The 17858-nt window shown below is 39.1% G+C and carries 15 protein-coding genes; 14 read left to right on the plus strand and 1 reads right to left on the minus strand.

Annotation, left to right across the window (positions count from 1 at the left end; translation table 11 throughout):
- Positions 1 to 66 precede the first annotated feature (66 nt).
- From MKX65_RS08630 to MKX65_RS08680, 11 genes are all read left to right on the plus strand, one after another.
- Entirely contained in the window at positions 67 to 993 is a 927-nt protein-coding gene (locus MKX65_RS08630) for a dipeptidase (protein WP_160545536.1), read from the plus strand.
- A 304-nt stretch (positions 994 to 1297) separates the two neighbouring features.
- Entirely contained in the window at positions 1298 to 3028 is a 1731-nt protein-coding gene (locus MKX65_RS08635) for a 2-oxoacid:acceptor oxidoreductase subunit alpha (RefSeq protein WP_340903255.1), read from the plus strand.
- 3 nt (positions 3029 to 3031) lie between these two features.
- Positions 3032 to 3898, plus strand: a complete 867-nt coding sequence (locus tag MKX65_RS08640) for a 2-oxoacid:ferredoxin oxidoreductase subunit beta (RefSeq protein WP_340903256.1) — start codon at positions 3032 to 3034, stop codon at positions 3896 to 3898.
- Positions 3899 to 4292: 394 nt separating this feature from the next.
- Positions 4293 to 5408 carry an IS4 family transposase gene (locus tag MKX65_RS08645; RefSeq protein ID WP_101730630.1) on the plus strand — a complete coding sequence of 372 codons (1116 nt, stop codon included), beginning with the start codon at positions 4293 to 4295 and terminating at the stop codon, positions 5406 to 5408.
- Between the two features lie 200 nt (positions 5409 to 5608).
- The gene (miaB, locus tag MKX65_RS08650; protein WP_340903257.1) at positions 5609 to 7156 is read left to right on the plus strand and encodes a tRNA (N6-isopentenyl adenosine(37)-C2)-methylthiotransferase MiaB; all 1548 of its coding nucleotides are present in this window, start codon (positions 5609 to 5611) and stop codon (positions 7154 to 7156) included.
- Positions 7157 to 7591 carry a RicAFT regulatory complex protein RicA family protein gene (locus MKX65_RS08655; protein WP_160545532.1) on the plus strand — a complete coding sequence of 145 codons (435 nt, stop codon included), beginning with the start codon at positions 7157 to 7159 and terminating at the stop codon, positions 7589 to 7591.
- 223 nt (positions 7592 to 7814) lie between these two features.
- Positions 7815 to 8354: an outer spore coat protein CotE gene (locus MKX65_RS08660; protein ID WP_340903258.1), complete on the plus strand. Its 540-nt coding sequence runs from the start codon at positions 7815 to 7817 to the stop codon at positions 8352 to 8354.
- Between the two features lie 137 nt (positions 8355 to 8491).
- A complete protein-coding gene (mutS, locus tag MKX65_RS08665) occupies positions 8492 to 11086 on the plus strand; it encodes a DNA mismatch repair protein MutS (RefSeq protein WP_340903259.1) in 2595 nt (864 codons plus the stop codon).
- A gap of 21 nt (positions 11087 to 11107) precedes the next feature.
- Positions 11108 to 12961, plus strand: coding sequence for a DNA mismatch repair endonuclease MutL (gene mutL, locus MKX65_RS08670; RefSeq protein WP_340903260.1), 1854 nt, complete (start codon positions 11108 to 11110; stop codon positions 12959 to 12961).
- A gap of 149 nt (positions 12962 to 13110) precedes the next feature.
- A complete protein-coding gene (locus tag MKX65_RS08675; RefSeq protein WP_340903261.1) occupies positions 13111 to 13557 on the plus strand; it encodes a hypothetical protein in 447 nt (148 codons plus the stop codon).
- A gap of 116 nt (positions 13558 to 13673) precedes the next feature.
- The gene (locus MKX65_RS08680) at positions 13674 to 14081 is read left to right on the plus strand and encodes a hypothetical protein (protein ID WP_160545527.1); all 408 of its coding nucleotides are present in this window, start codon (positions 13674 to 13676) and stop codon (positions 14079 to 14081) included.
- A gap of 55 nt (positions 14082 to 14136) precedes the next feature.
- Here the strand turns inward: MKX65_RS08680 and mreBH are convergent, their stop codons facing one another.
- Positions 14137 to 15144 carry a rod-share determining protein MreBH gene (gene mreBH / locus MKX65_RS08685; RefSeq protein WP_340903263.1) on the minus strand — a complete coding sequence of 336 codons (1008 nt, stop codon included), beginning with the start codon at positions 15142 to 15144 and terminating at the stop codon, positions 14137 to 14139.
- A gap of 259 nt (positions 15145 to 15403) precedes the next feature.
- On the opposite strand from mreBH, the gene miaA reads away from it, so the two are divergent.
- From miaA to spoVK, 3 genes are all read left to right on the plus strand, one after another.
- Complete coding sequence (miaA, locus tag MKX65_RS08690; protein ID WP_340903264.1) at positions 15404 to 16402, plus strand: tRNA (adenosine(37)-N6)-dimethylallyltransferase MiaA; 999 nt, start codon at positions 15404 to 15406, stop codon at positions 16400 to 16402.
- Entirely contained in the window at positions 16399 to 16635 is a 237-nt protein-coding gene (gene hfq / locus MKX65_RS08695; RefSeq protein WP_160545524.1) for an RNA chaperone Hfq, read from the plus strand. Before miaA ends, hfq begins: the two co-directional genes overlap by 4 nt.
- 203 nt (positions 16636 to 16838) lie before the next feature.
- Positions 16839 to 17780, plus strand: coding sequence for a stage V sporulation protein K (gene spoVK / locus MKX65_RS08700; protein ID WP_160545523.1), 942 nt, complete (start codon positions 16839 to 16841; stop codon positions 17778 to 17780).
- Positions 17781 to 17858 lie beyond the last annotated feature (78 nt).

Below are 17858 nucleotides of genomic sequence, written 5' to 3' on the forward strand. Positions count from 1 at the left end.
CAGGTTCTTTTTTTGTCAGTTTTGGTCTATGCTTTATATACAACGACTATGGAAGGGGTATAAATCATGAAAATTTTTGATGGGCATTGTGATGTATTATACAAAATGTTTATGAATCCGAAGCTTTCAAGCTTTTTAGATTCAAAGGAGCTTCAAGTTACGCTCGCGGGTATGAAGAAAAGTGGCGTTAAAGTACAATGCTTTGCCATCTATGTACCAGAGAATATTCACCCTGATCTTTCCTTCCATGCTGCTTTGCATATGATAGACCTTTTCTATGAAAAAATTATCAAACCATATAAAGAAATTAAGTTGATTACAAGTCAAAGTGATTTAGCTAATCTTAAAGATGGTGAATTCGGAGCGATTCTTACACTTGAGGGGTGTGATTGTATCGGTTCCGATTTGCTGAAGTTAAAAACGCTGCTTCGTCTTGGGGTTACATCTGTTGGTTTAACGTGGAATTTTTCTAATGCAGTTTCTGATGGGGCACTTGAAGAGCGGGGCGCGGGTCTATCCAGGTTCGGGAAAAGAGTCGTATCAACTCTTAATAAGGAGAGGGTATGGTGTGATGTATCGCATCTATCAGAAAGCGGGTTTTGGGATGTGCTGGAGCTTGGAGATTATCCCTTTGCTTCACACTCTAATGCGTATTCTCTTTGTCCACATCCGAGGAACTTACGAGATGAACAGATTGTGGCATTAATAGAAAGAGAAACAGTCATGGGGTTAACCTTTGTTACGCAATTCCTCTCTGGGAAAACAACAGCAACTATTACTGACGTACTTCGTCATCTTGACCATATTTGCTCTCTTGGAGGTGAGGATTTTGTTGGATTTGGTTCTGATTTTGATGGAACCGAACATTGTGTTACAGGGCTTGAGCGGGTAGAAAATTATAGCAATCTTGTAAATGAACTAGGAAAATATTATTCCAGTATACAGGTTGAGAAGTTTTTGTACAAAAATATGGCGAAAAGATTTCCGAAATAAAGAAGAGTGAATAAAGCGTTTTCATTTTTATTTAGACTAAACAGGTTGAAAAAAGACAGATAAAACTATTATTTTCGCAAAAATAAAAAAATATTCATATTTTCGCCATTATTTGGGCGTAAAGGGTTGCTTTTTTTTTCACATAGGTCTAGAATTGAAAGCGTTTAGTACCCTTCCATTTCTCACATTTTTACTCTATGAATATTAGAGTCAAAATCTTCGTGTTACAATCGGAAAAGTGCTACACTATTGGTAAAATAAACGTTTTTACATATTTCTTAACGTATCCAAAGGGGTGTAAGACATGATCAATCAACTTTCTTGGAAAGTTGGCGGGCAGCAAGGGGAAGGGATTGAAAGTACTGGGGAGATTTTCTCTATTGCTTTGAATCGATTAGGTTACTATTTATATGGGTACCGCCACTTTTCATCTCGTATTAAAGGTGGACACACTAATAACAAAATCCGTGTAAGCACGTCACAGGTTCGCTCTATTTCAGACGACTTAGACATCTTAGTGGCATTTGATCAGGAAACGCTTGACTTAAATTACAAAGAACTACATGACAATGGTGTGATGATTGCAGATGCGAAGTTTAATCCTGTGAAACCTACGGATACAAATGCAACTTTGTATGCGGTTCCATTTACAGATATTGCAACTGAATTAGGTACATCATTAATGAAAAACATGGTGGCAGTTGGGGCTACTTGTGCAGTACTAGATTTAGATATTAACGTTTTTGAGACGGTAGTTCAAGAGATTTTTGGGCGTAAAGGACAGTCTGTGGTTGATAAGAACATGGAAGCGATCCAAGCTGGTTATACAGCAATGAAAGAACAAGCTCAAGAAGCCGCTACCATGGTATTAGCAAAGGCAGATGGAAAACAACGGTTGTTCATGATTGGTAACGATGCGATTGCGCTAGGGGCCTTAGCTGGCGGATGTCGCTTTATGGCAGCTTATCCAATTACTCCTGCTTCTGAAATCATGGAGTATCTAATTAAAAAACTACCTGCTCTTGGTGGAACAGTAATTCAAACTGAAGATGAAATTGCGGCATGTACAATGGCGATCGGTGCAAACTATGCAGGCGTTCGTGCGATCACTGCATCAGCTGGTCCGGGATTATCGTTGAAGATGGAAGCAATCGGTCTTTCAGGAATTACCGAAACACCAATTGTAATTGTCGATACACAGCGTGGTGGTCCGTCTACCGGTCTACCAACCAAGCAAGAACAATCTGATTTAATGGCCATGATCTATGGTACTCACGGAGAAATTCCAAAGATCGTAATGGCTCCAAGTACTGTACAAGAAGCGTTCTACGATACAGCTGAGGCATTTAACCTTGCTGAAGAGTACCAAGTACCTGTTATCGTCTTATCTGACCTTCAACTTTCTTTAGGAAAGCAAACAGTTGAGCCTTTAGACTTTAGTAAGGTAGAAATTCGACGCGGAAAACTTGTAACTGAACTACCAGAATCAGATTCTAAAGATTACTTTAAACGTTACGAAGTGACTGAAGATGGTATCTCTCCTCGTGTAATTCCTGGGGTAAAGGGTGGAATTCACCACGTAACAGGTGTAGAACATGATGAAACAGGTAAACCGTCTGAATCAGCATTAAACCGTAATGCACAAATGGATAAACGTTTCCGTAAAGTTGAGAACATCAAATTTAATACACCAATTCACGTTCATGCTCCACATGAGGATGCGGATGTACTAGTTGTTGGTTTTAACTCAACTAGAGGAGCAATTGAAGAAGCAATGACACGCCTTGAGAAGGATGGAGTGAAAGTGAATCATGCGCATGTACGTTTGATTCATCCGTTCCCTACTGACGAAATGCTTCCACTAGTCAAATCAGCTAAAAAGGTTGTAGTTGTTGAAAATAACGCAACTGGACAGTTAGCAAACATCCTTAAGATGAATGTAGGACATGCTGAGAAAGTAGTAAAGCATTTAAAGTATGACGGAAATCCATTCCTACCACATGAAATCCATTCAAAGATCAAGGAGTTGTTCTAAATTATGGCGACGTTTAAAGATTTTCGAAACAACGTGAAGCCTAACTGGTGTCCAGGCTGCGGCGATTTCTCTGTTCAAGCGGCAATTCAACGTGCTGCTGCGAATGTAGGGTTAGAGCCAGATAATTTAGCGGTTATTTCTGGTATCGGTTGCTCTGGACGTATTTCAGGATATATTAACTCTTACGGATTCCATTCCATTCACGGACGTTCTTTACCGATTGCCCAAGGAGTAAAAATGGCGAATCGTGATTTAACAGTTATTGCATCTGGGGGAGATGGAGATGGTTTCGCGATCGGAATGGGTCATACCATTCACTCTATCCGTCGAAACATCGATATCACTTACATCGTAATGGATAACCAAATTTATGGTTTAACAAAGGGCCAAACATCCCCGAGATCGGCAGCAGGCTTCAAAACGAAGTCTACGCCACAAGGATCAATCGAACAGCCGATTTCTCCAATGGAAATGGCATTAACTGCTGGTGCAACGTTTGTGGCACAAAGCTTCTCTACAGACTTAAAAGACTTAACAGCGATTATTGAAGCTGGTATCAAGCATAAAGGTTTCTCTTTAATCAACGTGTTCAGTCCATGTGTAACATACAATAAAATCAACACATACGACTGGTTTAAGGAAAACCTAACAAAGCTTGCTGATGTGGAAGGCTATGATTCATCTAATCGTGAAATGGCGATGCAAACTCTAATGCAGCATAACGGATTAGTAACAGGCTTGATTTATCAAGATACAGAACGTAAATCTTACCAGGAACTAATAAACGGTTACTCTGAAACCCCGTTATCTCAGCATGATCTTCAATTAGATGAAGCTCATTTTAATAAATTAGTTTCCGAGTTTATGTAAGCTAGAACGAACAAGAAACCCCGAGTACATCTCGGGGTTTCTCTATGAGTATATTTCTAAATACTTGTGATAACTATCACTTTCAATGAACGTGATAAGGAGTAAAATTATTTGCTGTAATGAATGAAACCGCTATCGATTGGTTAAGTTTTTTATATTGTGTTCAGTTGTTCAAGCATTTATACTTAACTAATGTGATTCATTCTACTATCAAAGTACTAACTATACGAAAATAATATTATTTTAGTTTGGTTCACTAGTGTTGCATTAATTTAATTTCACTATTAAAAATACTCAAAATGTTCAACTTTATTATATTGTGCAAAGAAAAAGTCCTTTATAATGGATAAGTCAGGTGGTAACCCGTCCAAATCCACTAAAAAGGACACATCTCATGGACAAGATTACACGAAAAACTTCATTTGGACAATGGTTTTCACCAATTAATATTCAATTATTTGAAGAACAGGTGAAAACGATGAAATTAGATTACTATACGAAAAAATTAACGACAGAGTCTTTCCTAAAATTACTACTTTTTGCCCAGCTAGAAGAAATCGAAAGCCTGCATGCGCTAGGTGATTGTCTATTCGATGACCAACTTCAAAAAGGGATTGACCTTGATTCGATCAGTATTTCTCAGCTGTCACGGCGATTAAATGGCATGAACCCAGATCTATTTCAAAGGCTTTTCCTTGATTTGGTCGTACAAATTCATGCCAAGACACACTATACGAAACTGGTCATGCCGTTAAAAATCATTGATTCAAGCACATTGCCACTTAATTTGACCAATCATAAATGGGCAAAGTTCCGTAAGACAAAAGCCGGTGTGAAGTTGCATCTACGCCTTGTGTTTATGGAAAAAGGTGCGTCCTATCCCGAAAAAGCAGTCATAACAACGGCAAACGAACATGATCGTGGTCAACTTGAAATCATGGTCGATGACAAGGAATGCATGTATGTGTTTGACCGTGGCTATCTAGACTACGAGCGCTTTGATCGCATGACAGATGATGGTTACTTTTTTCTATCAAGGCTAAGAAAAAACGCCGTTATACGGGAGGTTTATGATTTTAAACTACCCGAGGATTCCGCTGTTTTATCAGATCAAATGGTCCTGATTGGTACAACCCAAAACCGTGCTGAAAATTACTTTCGCCTTCTAAAAGTGCTTGATTCCAAAGGAAATGAACTCCATTTAATCACCAATCGCTTTGATTTGAACGCTGAAGAAATTTCAGAGATGTATAAATCAAGGTGGGCCATTGAGTTGTTTTTTAAATGGATCAAACAGCACCTTAGCATCAAAAAGTTCTACGGACAAAGCGAATGGGCCATTCAAAATCAAGTGTTTATCGCACTTATCGTTTTTTGCCTACATGTTCTTGTTCAACTTGAGACAAATAGTAAGCGAAAAACCTTAAAAATTAGCCGTTATCTACGGGCTGCCCTTTGGAAACCAGCCCATATTTGGCTCCGAAAAATTGAAGGAAAAGCCATTCCTTGATAAGAAAGTTGTCGTCGTCACACAGGTCTAATTGTAAATAAATTTCCAAATGGATGGAGCCACCTTTGTTGGGTATTTACTTTTTTGGCTCTAAATAGAGAATATAATTAAACTGAAAATTACGAAATTATTTATGCAACACTTGTGAGTTTGGTTGTATGTTTAAATGTTTGATTATTGCAGTGAAAGGAGAAACATTTATGAACGAAAAGCAACGATTAGAAAGCCAACAAGCAGTGCAGGAAGGTAATTCTTCGGACAAAAAATCCGGTAAGGATTACAGTAAATATTTTGAAACAGTATATACTCCACCATCGCTAAAAGACGCGAAAAAGCGTGGGAAAGAAGAAGTAAAGTACCATAAGGATTTCTCACTTCCTGAAGAATTTAAAGGGATGGGACAAGGTCGTAAGTTTTATATTCGTACGTACGGCTGTCAAATGAATGAGCATGATACAGAAGTAATGGCTGGTATTTTCATGGGGCTAGGTTATGAGCCGACAGACTCTGTTGATGATGCAAATGTTATTTTATTAAATACTTGTGCGATCCGTGAGAATGCTGAAAACAAAGTGTTTGGTGAGCTAGGTCATCTTAAACATTTGAAGCAGCAAAACCCAGATGTATTAATCGGAGTTTGTGGCTGTATGTCTCAAGAGGAATCGGTTGTTAATAAAATTCTTAAAACATACCATCAAGTGGATATGATCTTTGGAACGCATAATATTCACCGTTTACCAAACATCCTGCACGAAGCATACATGTCCAAGGAAATGGTTGTAGAAGTGTGGTCTAAAGAAGGAGATGTTATTGAGAACCTTCCGAAGATCCGTCGTGGAAATATTAAAGCATGGGTAAATATTATGTACGGCTGTGATAAGTTCTGTACGTATTGTATCGTTCCATTTACTCGCGGAAAAGAGCGCAGTCGTCGTCCTGACGATATCATTCAAGAAGTTCGTCAGCTAGCAGCGCAAGGATATCAGGAAATTACTCTTCTTGGACAAAACGTTAATGCTTACGGAAAAGACTTTGAAGACATGAAGTATGGTTTAGGTGACTTAATGGATGAAATCCGAAAGATTGATATTCCACGTATCCGTTTTACAACGAGTCATCCGCGTGATTTTGACGATCACTTAATTGATGTTCTTGCTAAGGGTGGTAACTTAGTTGAGCATATTCACCTTCCAGTTCAGTCTGGTTCTACAGAAGTACTAAAAATCATGGCTCGTAAGTATACAAGAGAACAATACCTTGAGCTTGTTCGTAAAATTAAAGCAGCTATTCCTAATGCTTCTTTCACTACAGATATCATAGTAGGGTATCCGAATGAAACGGAAGAACAATTCGAAGAAACACTTTCCTTATATCGTGAAGTTGGATATGAATCTGCATATACATTCATCTATTCTCCACGTGAAGGGACGCCAGCGGCTAAAATACAGGATAACGTTCCAATGGAAGTGAAGAAGGAACGTCTACAGCGATTAAACGCTTTGGTAAATGAAATGTCTGCAGAAGCGATGAAGAAGTATCAAGGGGAAGTAGTGGAAGTATTAGTTGAAGGGGAAAGTAAAAATAACCCTGATGTTCTTGCTGGTTACACACGCAAAAGCAAGTTAGTAAACTTTGTTGGGCCAAAAACGGCAATCGGTAAGCTTGTAAAAGTAAAAATCACAGAAGCAAAAACATGGTCATTAAACGGGGAAATGGTGGAAGAAACTCAAAGTGTAGAGGTGAAATAAATGGAAAAGTACACAAAAGACGATATTATAGCGCGTGCAAAAGAACTAGCTTCCATGATTGCGAGCACGGAAGAAGTAGATTTTTTCAAGAAAGCGGAAGCGCAAATTCATAGTAATGAAAAAGTAAGTTCACTTATTTCGCAAATAAAAGGGTTGCAAAAGCAAGCCGTTAATTTACAACACTATGGAAAAGCAGAAGCTCTAAAGAAAACAGAAGATAAAATTGCTTCTATTGAAGAGGAGCTAGATTCTATCCCTGTCGTACAGGAATTTAAGCAATCACAAATAGACGTAAATGAATTACTACAATTGGTGGCTAACACCATCTCCAACAAAGTAACAGATGAAGTCATCTTATCAACGGGTGGAAATGTCCTAAGTGGAGAAACAGGTGCAGAGGTTAATAATAAAAATCAAAGCTGTTCACATCACTAAGATGTGAGAATGGAAAGACCCTCGTGGAAACGGGGGTTTTTTCTATGCATCAAAATCATTCCCATTCTCCCATATAATTTCTCACCTTTCCTAGGTATTCGCATAGAATGCACTATATCCGCCACCGAATGCCGAAGGAAATACAAACATGAAAAATATTATCACACTAGTCTAATGTCCCGCATAGGATGAAGTGAAAATGAATGAGGAGGGTTCGCTCGCAATGGCAGATTACAGAGAGATTATTACAAAAGCGGTCGTAGCGAAAGGACGTAAGTTTACACAGTCTAACGATACGATTCGCCCGGATCACCAACCGACTAGCATCCTTGGTTGCTGGATTATCAATCATACGTATGAAGCTAAAAAGGTTGGAAAAAAAGTCGAAATTCACGGCTACTATGACACTAACGTTTGGTACTCCTATAATGATAATACAAGAACTGAAGTAGTAACTGCACGAGTTGACTATGTTGACGTCATTAAGTTAAAGTACCGCGATCCAGATTGCCATGATGACAACGATGTTATTGCTCGTGTCGTTCAGCAGCCAAACTGCATAGAAGCTGTTATCTCACCAAACGGTAATGCAATTATCGTTCATGCAGAAAGAGAGTTTCTTGTTGAAGTAATTGGAGAAACAGTGGTTTGTGTAGCAGTTTACGATGATTGTGACTGCGACGACGACTGGGGATTAGATGTCGAAGACGAAGAGTTTGAAGATTTAAATCCAGATTTCCTAATCTGTGACGAAGAAGAGTAATGGTGAACTAGGAAGGTTTCACTTCCTAGTTTTTCTTTGTGGCTGATATTTACAGCTTTCAAAAAACCTTTCCCTTCTTTCTTTATGTTATAATAATGAACGGAATGAAAGAAAGAATTAGTGTTTTGGAGGATTGTATGGCTACATATACGCCGATGATACAGCAATATTTAAAGGTAAAGGCAGAGTATCAGGATGCCTTTTTATTTTTTCGTCTTGGGGATTTTTATGAGATGTTTTTTGATGATGCCGTGAAGGCGTCGCAAGTATTAGAAATTACACTAACTAGCAGAGATGGTGGTTCAGAAGACCGTATCCCAATGTGTGGGGTTCCTTACCATGCTGCTCCTCAATATATTGAACAGTTAATTGAAAAAGGCTTTAAAGTCGCAATTTGCGAACAAACAGAAGATCCGAAGCAGGCAAAAGGTGTGGTTCGGAGAGAAGTAGTTCAGTTAATCACACCTGGAACGATGATGGAAGGAAAAGGACTGAACGAAAGAGAAAACAATTATTTAGCATCCATCTCTCGGTTCGCCGATGATCAGTATGGGTTTGCGGTGAGTGATTTGACTACAGGGGAATCTCAAGTAACGATTACAAAGAGCATGGATGAAGTTTTAAATGAACTTGCAACTTCTGGTGCACGTGAGGTGGTCATCTCTGCTTCGCATACGGACGAGCTACAGAAGAAAATTCGTGAGCGAGGTCAAGTGACCCTTTCAATGGAAGAAGATATTCAAAGTTATGTATCTTTTGAAGCTCTTTTGTCACACTTAACCAATGTTGAGATTAAGCAGACGGCCGCAAGATTATTTAATTACTTATATCGAACACAAAAAAGATCGCTGGATCACCTTCAAGCCGTTCGTTTTTATACAGTAGATCAGTATATGAAAATAGATTATTACTCAAAACGTAATCTCGAGTTAACAGAAACGATTCGCTCGAAAGGGAAAAAAGGCTCTCTTCTTTGGCTATTGGATGAAACAAAAACAGCAATGGGAAGCAGAATGCTCAAGTCATGGGTAGATCGTCCTCTTATCAATCAGCAACAAATTGAACTTCGCCATTCTGTTGTAGATACTCTTTTTAGCTGCTACTTTGAACGCCAAGAAATCCGTGAAAAGTTAACGGAAGTGTATGACTTAGAGCGTCTTGCAGGACGAATTGCATTTGGCAATGTGAATGCAAGAGATCTCATTCAGTTAAAGAAATCCCTTCTGCAAATTCCATTGTTGAAAAGTATGGTAGAGAATTTACCAAATGAAGCAACAAAACAATTAGCCGACAAGCTTGAACCATGCGAGGAAATAACCGACTTATTAGAAAGAGCAATTGTTGATAATCCACCTCTCTCTATTAAAGAGGGAAATATCATTTCCGATGGATATAACGAAGAACTTGATCGCTATCGTTATGCAAGTCGTAATGGAAAGCAGTGGATTGCTGAGCTTGAAAAAGAAGAGCGTGAAAAAACGGGAATCAAATCGCTAAAAATCGGATACAACCGTGTGTTTGGTTATTATATTGAAGTGACTCGCGCGAATCTTTCCTTATTAAAAGAAGGTCAGTACGAAAGAAAGCAAACTCTAGCAAACGCTGAACGGTTTATAACTCCGGATTTAAAAGAAAAAGAGACATTGATTTTAGAAGCGGAAGAAAAAAGCACAGAGCTTGAGTATGAGTTATTTACAACTATTCGTGAGTACGTAAAGGAATATATTCCGCAGATACAGAGATTAGCTAAGGTCGTAAGTGAGCTAGACGTTTTACAATGCTTTGCTGAAATTAGTGAAGCACGTCATTACACGAAGCCAAGCTTTACGACTGACAGACGATTGGTAATAAAAAATGGTCGTCATCCAGTAGTTGAAAAAGTTATGAATGCTCAGGAATACGTACCAAATGACTGCCATATGGGGGATGAGCGAGAGATTCTGTTAATTACTGGACCCAATATGTCAGGGAAAAGTACGTACATGAGACAAGTTGCCCTTACCTCAATCCTTGCACAAATTGGCTGTTATGTACCAGCAGATGAGGCCAAACTCCCAATCTTTGACCAAGTGTTTACGAGAATTGGAGCAGCAGATGATTTAATTTCTGGACAAAGTACCTTTATGGTGGAAATGCTTGAAGCAAAAAATGCCATTGTAAATGCCACCAGAAATAGCTTAATTCTATTTGATGAAATCGGGAGAGGAACTTCAACTTATGACGGAATGGCGTTAGCGCAGTCAATCATTGAATATATTCATGAACGAATTGAGGCGAAAACATTATTCTCAACTCATTACCATGAATTAACCGTTCTGGGAGAGCAGCTTTCGATGTTAAATAACGTCCATGTAAGCGCGATTGAACAAAATGGTAAAGTGGTGTTCCTTCATAAAATCAAAGAAGGAGCAGCTGATAAGAGCTATGGAATTCACGTGGCAGAGCTAGCGGAGCTGCCAAAGGAACTGATTGCTCGAGCGAATGAAATTTTACAAGCATTAGAGTCAGGTGACAACACCAGTTCCAAAGAAGAAAAGAAAGTAGTACCGAATAAGGTGTCAGAAGATGCACAACTGTCCTTTTTTGCTGAACCAAAGGTGGAAGTAAAAGCAAACCTATCATCAAAGGAAAAGAAGACACTAGAGTCTTTGAAATCACTAAATATATTAGAAATGACTCCTATGCAGGCCTTTAATATTTTATTTGATCTTCATAAGCAAGCAAAGAGCTAAACATCTCAGGGAGGTGAGACGATGGGGAAAATCATTCAATTAGATGACCGACTATCGAATAAAATTGCTGCCGGAGAAGTGGTTGAACGACCGGCATCTGTTGTAAAGGAACTGGTAGAAAATGCAATTGATGCAGGTAGTACTGTCATTGAAGTAGAGGTTGAGGAAGCGGGATTAGGTAAGATCAGAATACTCGACAACGGTGACGGTATTTCGGAAGAGGATGTGCTAATGGCGTTTCAGCGTCACGCTACTAGTAAAATAAAAAATGATGATGACTTGTTTCGAATCCGAACACTAGGGTTTCGTGGAGAAGCATTGCCCAGTATCGCTTCGGTAAGTCATTTTGAAATGAAAACATCAACCGGTGATGTGGGTTCAAGAGTCGTGTTTGAGGGCGGAGTTTTGCAGGTTCATGAGGCAGCGGCTGCCAGAAAAGGAACCGATATTATTGTTACGGACCTATTCTTCAACACGCCTGCCCGCTTGAAATATTTGAAGACCGTTCACACAGAGCTTGGGAATATTACGGATATTATGAACCGTCTTGCGCTCAGCCATCCTGAAATTTCGTTTCGCCTGATTCATAATGATCGAAAGCTCCTTCACACTACGGGAAACGGTGATGTCCGGCAAGTATTAGCTGCCATTTATGGAGTAAACATCGTGAAGAAAATGGTACCTATTTCAGCTACTTCACTAGATTATCAGGTAAAAGGTTGGATCGCTCTTCCTGAGATTACGAGAGCGTCAAGGAACTATATTTCTACCATGATTAATGGACGATTTATTAAAAACTATCCCCTCGTAAAAGCGGTGCAGGAAGGTTATCATACCTTATTACCCATTGGTCGTTATCCGATTGTCTTATTGTCAGTCGAAATGGATCCTATTTTAGTAGACGTAAATGTGCATCCGTCTAAGATGGAGGTCCGTTTAAGTAAGGAACAAGAGTTAAACCAACTCGTCACAGATGCCATTAAAAAGGTATTTAAAAGCCAAGAGCTGATTCCATCCGGTTTTATTCAACAGGAGAAAAAAGAAAAGCCACAATCAGAGCAAACCTTTTTCGAGCTGGATCATGTGGTGGAAAAAGAGCTCCCTGTTGAGAGAACCGTTTTTACAGAGTCCATTTTAAGAGAACCTATTACAACGGAAAGAGTCGAAGTGATTCAAAGGCCTGTTAGCATTGTTAAAGAAGAAACCTTGGCACCGGTTAGGACGGAAACGGTTGCGGAGATTGAGATAGAAGAAATTGTAGATGAAAGGGATCATCTACAAGAGACCAAAATGAGAGTTCCTCCATTTTATCCAATCGGTCAAATGCATGGGACGTATATTCTAGCTCAAAATGAAAAAGGGCTTTATATTATTGATCAGCATGCGGCACAGGAAAGAATTAAATATGAGTACTTCCGTGAAAAGGTGGGAGATGTTCAAAATGAGCTTCAAGAGTTACTTGTGCCGATAACGCTTGAGTATTCTTCTGACGAAGCGTTAAAGATTCTAGAACATCAACACGAGTTAGAGAAAGTGGGTGTGTTTTTAGAGCCGTTTGGTCACAACAGCTTTATTCTTCGCTCACATCCACAGTGGCTTCCGAAAGGGGAAGAGAAAGAACTTATGGAGGAAATGATCGAGCAGCTTCTACAAATGAAAAAGGTCGATATTCATAAACTTCGTGAAGAAGCGGCAATTATGATGAGCTGTAAGGCATCCATAAAAGCAAACCATCATTTGCGGCAGGATGAAATACAGGCACTTTTAGATGAGTTGCGGTCTACTTCAGATCCGTTTACCTGTCCGCATGGAAGGCCAATTATTATTCATTATTCTACCTATGAGATGGAAAAAATGTTTAAACGTGTAATGTAAGAACTGGATTCAATAGAATCCAGTTCTTCTTTTTTTTATTATTAGAGTAATTTTACACAAAAAGGGTAAAATCGAGAAAAGTGTCGAACAAATTGTATAGCATGCGCATCATTAATCCTATATATTGAAGGTAGAAAGGGGGAGGATCAATGTTTGTTTTTGGTTTGCTAACGACAATTCTTCCTGCTGTAATCGTTATTTTTGCCATTGCTTATATTGCGAAAAACAAAAACAAGGAGGATGATGAAACCATGATACGGCACTTATACACATATTTAGTATTATTCGCGACATTAATGATGGTCATCGGTGGTGGGATTTCCATATTTATGGTTACTGCTGACTTAGTGAGTCCATCAGGGTATTATCAAAGTTTTTCCGATTACGAGATGATGCGTGAGAGTGAAAAGGTAGGAGGAAACACGCAAATTAGCGAGGAAGAGCTACGAGCTGATTATGAACAGTTGGTAGAAGATGAAAAAGCAAGAATTAGAGAAAATGCCAAAAATCAAATGATTAAAAGCTTAGGATTTATCGTCATTCCTCTACCTATATTTATTTATTTTAACAGATTGAGAAGAAAGCATATTGAGTAGAGCTCCTTTTCTTTGGGGGCTTTTTTTATGAGCCTATTTATCCGTGATATATACCCGTTTTTAGGATAAGTACATATAGTATTTTGTATACAACCTAGAAAAAAGGGGAATGCCAATTGAAACGAGGAATGAGAAGACCTTTCCCTTTCGGTATGGGGAATCTTGGTGGATATCCAAACTACAACCCGTTTTCCCAATTTGATAGTTTTGGTTATCCTGATGCTAAATACTATGGATTTGAAGACCAGGTACCAAGTACGGTCGGTGTTGGAGGTTCAAAATATAGTCCCTTTTTTGGCTATGGAGCACCCAAGTTTGGTCATTCAGGCTATGGATACCCTTCTCCTTATGGAGGACCTGGATTTACTCCTGGGTTTGGAGGGGGATTCGGCTTAGGTTATGGCGGTGGTCCTGGAGTGGGATATGGCGGAGGAATTAGTCCGCTCGGTGCAGGGTTACTAGGATTTGGTGCGGGGTTGCTCGGTGGAGCCCTTTTTGATAATAAAGGTAGATGGTATTATTGAAACGAAAAAGTCCCAACGGGTAGACCGTGGGACTTTTTCGAAGATTGTGGGTATCTTACCTTGCAACAGAAGGTAACTTGTGAAGAAAATCAAGTGCCCTACCCGTACCGATGGCTACTGATTCTAAGGGTTCATTTGCTAAATGAACGGGAACGAAGATTTGCTCGCTTAGCCACTGCTCCATGCCTTTTAATAAAGATCCACCACCAGTTAAAATGACTCCTCGGTCTACAATATCACCGCTTAACTCGGCTGGACTGTCTTCTAACGTAGCACGAACTGCTTCTAGTATATGAAGTAGTGATTCTTTAATAGCATCACGAACTTCGTAGGAATGTAGTTCGATCGTTTTTGGTAAACCGGTTAGCAGGTCTCTTCCTCGAACTTCAAGCACTTCTTTTTCATGGTCCACTAGGGCATAACCGATTTCCATCTTAATTTGCTCGGCAGTGGGCTCTCCAATTAGAACATTGTATTCTTTTCTTACATACTGAATAATATCGTCATCCAAATGATCGCCACCAATGCGAATAGAGTGGCAGGCAACGACGCCTCCGAATGATATGATCGCAACTTCAGTAGAACCTCCGCCAATATCTACTACCACATTGGCTACAGGTTCGTCCACGGGAAGTCCGGCTCCGATCGCTGCGGCCACTGGTTCTTCAATAAGAAAGACCTTTTTGGCACCTGCGTTTCTTGCGGCATCCTGGATGGCTCTCTTGTCCACACTCGTAGAGCCAGCTGGTGTACAAATGACCACATTCGGTTTTCGAATCGTTAACCCCATTCTGGTTGATGCTTTTGTAATAATGTACTTTAATAATTCCGAAGTGATATCATAATCGGCAATCACTCCGTTTTTTAGAGGACGAATCGCTGTAATTTTACCAGGAGTTTTTCCAATCATTGCTTTTGCTTCTAGTCCCACCGCAACGACTTTATTCGTTGTAGTATCTAGAGCGACAACAGAAGGCTCATTAAAGACAATTCCTTTATTTTTACTATATACAAGTACGTTTGCTGTACCTAAATCAATTCCAATCTCTAACGTTCCAAACATATCTATCCCACCAATTCATTTTAAGTCTCTTTACACTCTTCATATAAAGTAGCACGAATTTGGGGGTTCTCTGTCGATTGTTATCGAATCGTTATATAATTGTAATGAAAAAAGAAAGAAATGGAAGTGTATGACAAAGGTATAACGGGTTGAAATCTGGTTATAATGCATAGAGGCTAACCTGCTTCTAGTTTTATGTTAATGGAGTTACATGTTATACTACAAAGCATCTAAAGAAATTTGTAAAGGCAGTGTCAACATGAAACAGGAGAAGGAAAAAGTCGTCGTCCTCATTGGACCAACAGCCGTTGGGAAAACGAAGACGAGCATTGAATTAGCTAAGCGGTTTAATGGTGAAATAATTAGTGGCGACTCAATGCAAATATATAAAGAAATGAATATAGGAACAGCCAAGATTAAGCAAGAAGAAATGGAAGGAATTACTCATCATCTCATTGATATTAAGGATCCAGAAGAGACGTTTTCAGTAGCGGAGTTTCAAGAGCTTGTACGACTGAAAATTACGGAAATCACCAATCGAGGAAAGCTACCAATGATTGTTGGTGGAACGGGGTTGTACATTCAATCAGCCATCTATGACTACCAATTTTCTGATGCTCCCAATAATGAGGAACTGAGACAAAAGCTGGAAGAGCAAGTGAAGACAGATGGGGTGGAAGTTCTTCATAAGAAGTTGTCTGAAGTAGATCCAATAAGTGCTAGGCGTATACATCCAAATAACGTACGTCGTGTCATCCGTGCATTAGAGGTTTATTTAACAACAGGGCAAACATTAACAGAAATACAATCGGAGCAAGTGATTGAACCGTTGTATGATATTTCCATCATTGGGTTAACCATGGAACGTGAGCGTCTGTACGATCGTATTAATGCAAGAGTTGATGAAATGATAACTGAAGGTTTAGAAGAAGAAGTGAGAAAATTGTATGACAAAGGGCTTATGCATACACAGGCTTTACAAGCCATTGGTTATAAGGAATGGTTTCATTATTTTTCAAAAGAACAATCGCTTGAATCAACGATCGAACAATTAAAGCAGAACTCTCGACGATATGCAAAACGTCAGCTCACATGGTTCAGAAATAAAATGGATGTTACTTGGTTTGATATGACACATGTGACAAATGAGCAACAGATTCGAAAAAAAATTAAGGAAATTTCTACGTATATTGAAGGAAAGCTAAAAATAAAATCGAATACATATGAAATAGAGATAAAAGAGGAGGATTTATTATGAAGCAAGCCATTAATATCCAGGATCAATTTTTAAATCAACTTCGCAAAGACAGTACAAATTGTACGGTGTTTTTGTTGAATGGCTTCCAATTAAGAGGAACAATTAAAGGCTTTGATAACTTTACGATTCTATTTGAATGTGAAGGGAAGCAACAGCTTGTATATAAGCATGCCATTTCCACATTCTCTCCATTGCGTAATGTGCAAATTGATTTAGATGGTCAAAATCAATAATGGAACTTCATTCAAGACCCGCTTTCTTCACGGAAGCGGGTCTTTGATTTCTAAAATAAATATTTTTGAATACATATAGAGTAATCGCTTAAATAATGGGAAAAGCATGACTACTTTGAGACCATGAATATAGCTGATTATAGGCATTTGTCACAAATCATGCACCAAGCGCGTATACTGTTTTATTATGTGAGGTGAAAGCTTTGGACCAACCAATTCGAATGAAAAACAATGGACAAATCAGCATTGTCTTAAATTCACAGAAACGAAAACCCACTGTTACCGAACCATATGTGGCTCCAAAGGCCATTCCCCCTGAGCATGCAGCATTAAAGGAGATTGAGGAAGAACTTGGTGCGCTTGTTGGAATGGAAGAAATGAAGCGAATGATAAAGGAAATTTACGCATGGATATATGTGAACAAAAAAAGAGAAGCTGCTGGATTAAAAGCAGGAAAACAAGCGCTCCATATGATGTTTAAAGGCAATCCTGGAACAGGGAAAACGACGGTTGCTAGGTTGATTGGGAAGTTATTTCTACGAATGAATGTCCTAACGAAAGGTCATTTAATTGAAGCGGAACGGGCTGATCTAGTCGGTGAATACATCGGACATACTGCCCAAAAAACAAGAGATCTCGTAAAGAAGGCTCTCGGAGGGATTCTTTTTGTTGATGAAGCCTACTCTCTTGGTAGGGGTGGGGAGAAAGACTTTGGTAAAGAAGCCATTGATACACTCGTCAAACATATGGAGGATAAGCAACATGAATTCATTTTAATTTTGGCAGGGTATTCGAGAGAAATGGATGAGTTTCTCACACTCAATCCTGGATTGCATTCTCGATTTCCGCTTGTTATCGATTTTCCGGATTACAGCATTGAGCAACTTATGGAAATTGGGCAAAGAATGCTGAAGGAAAAGGAATACACCTTGAGCCATGAAGCAGAAAGAAAGCTTCGAGAACATCTCATTTGGGTGAAATCTGCGTTTAGTCCAGCTGGTTTCTCGAATGGACGATACGTAAGAAATGTACTTGAAAAATCGATTCGTGCCCAGGCAATGAGGTTGTTAATGATAAACAACTTCGATCGGCATGATTTAATGACCATACGAAGCAATGATCTTATATTTGAAGAAGATGAGTAAAAAGGGGGCAGGCTACAAGTAGCCTGCTTTATTTGTTATTAGCAAATTAGTATTAAAAACAATTATTTGGTATGATAT

The organism is Robertmurraya sp. FSL R5-0851, assembly GCF_038002965.1.
GTDB lineage: Bacteria > Bacillota > Bacilli > Bacillales > Cytobacillaceae > Robertmurraya_A > Robertmurraya_A beringensis.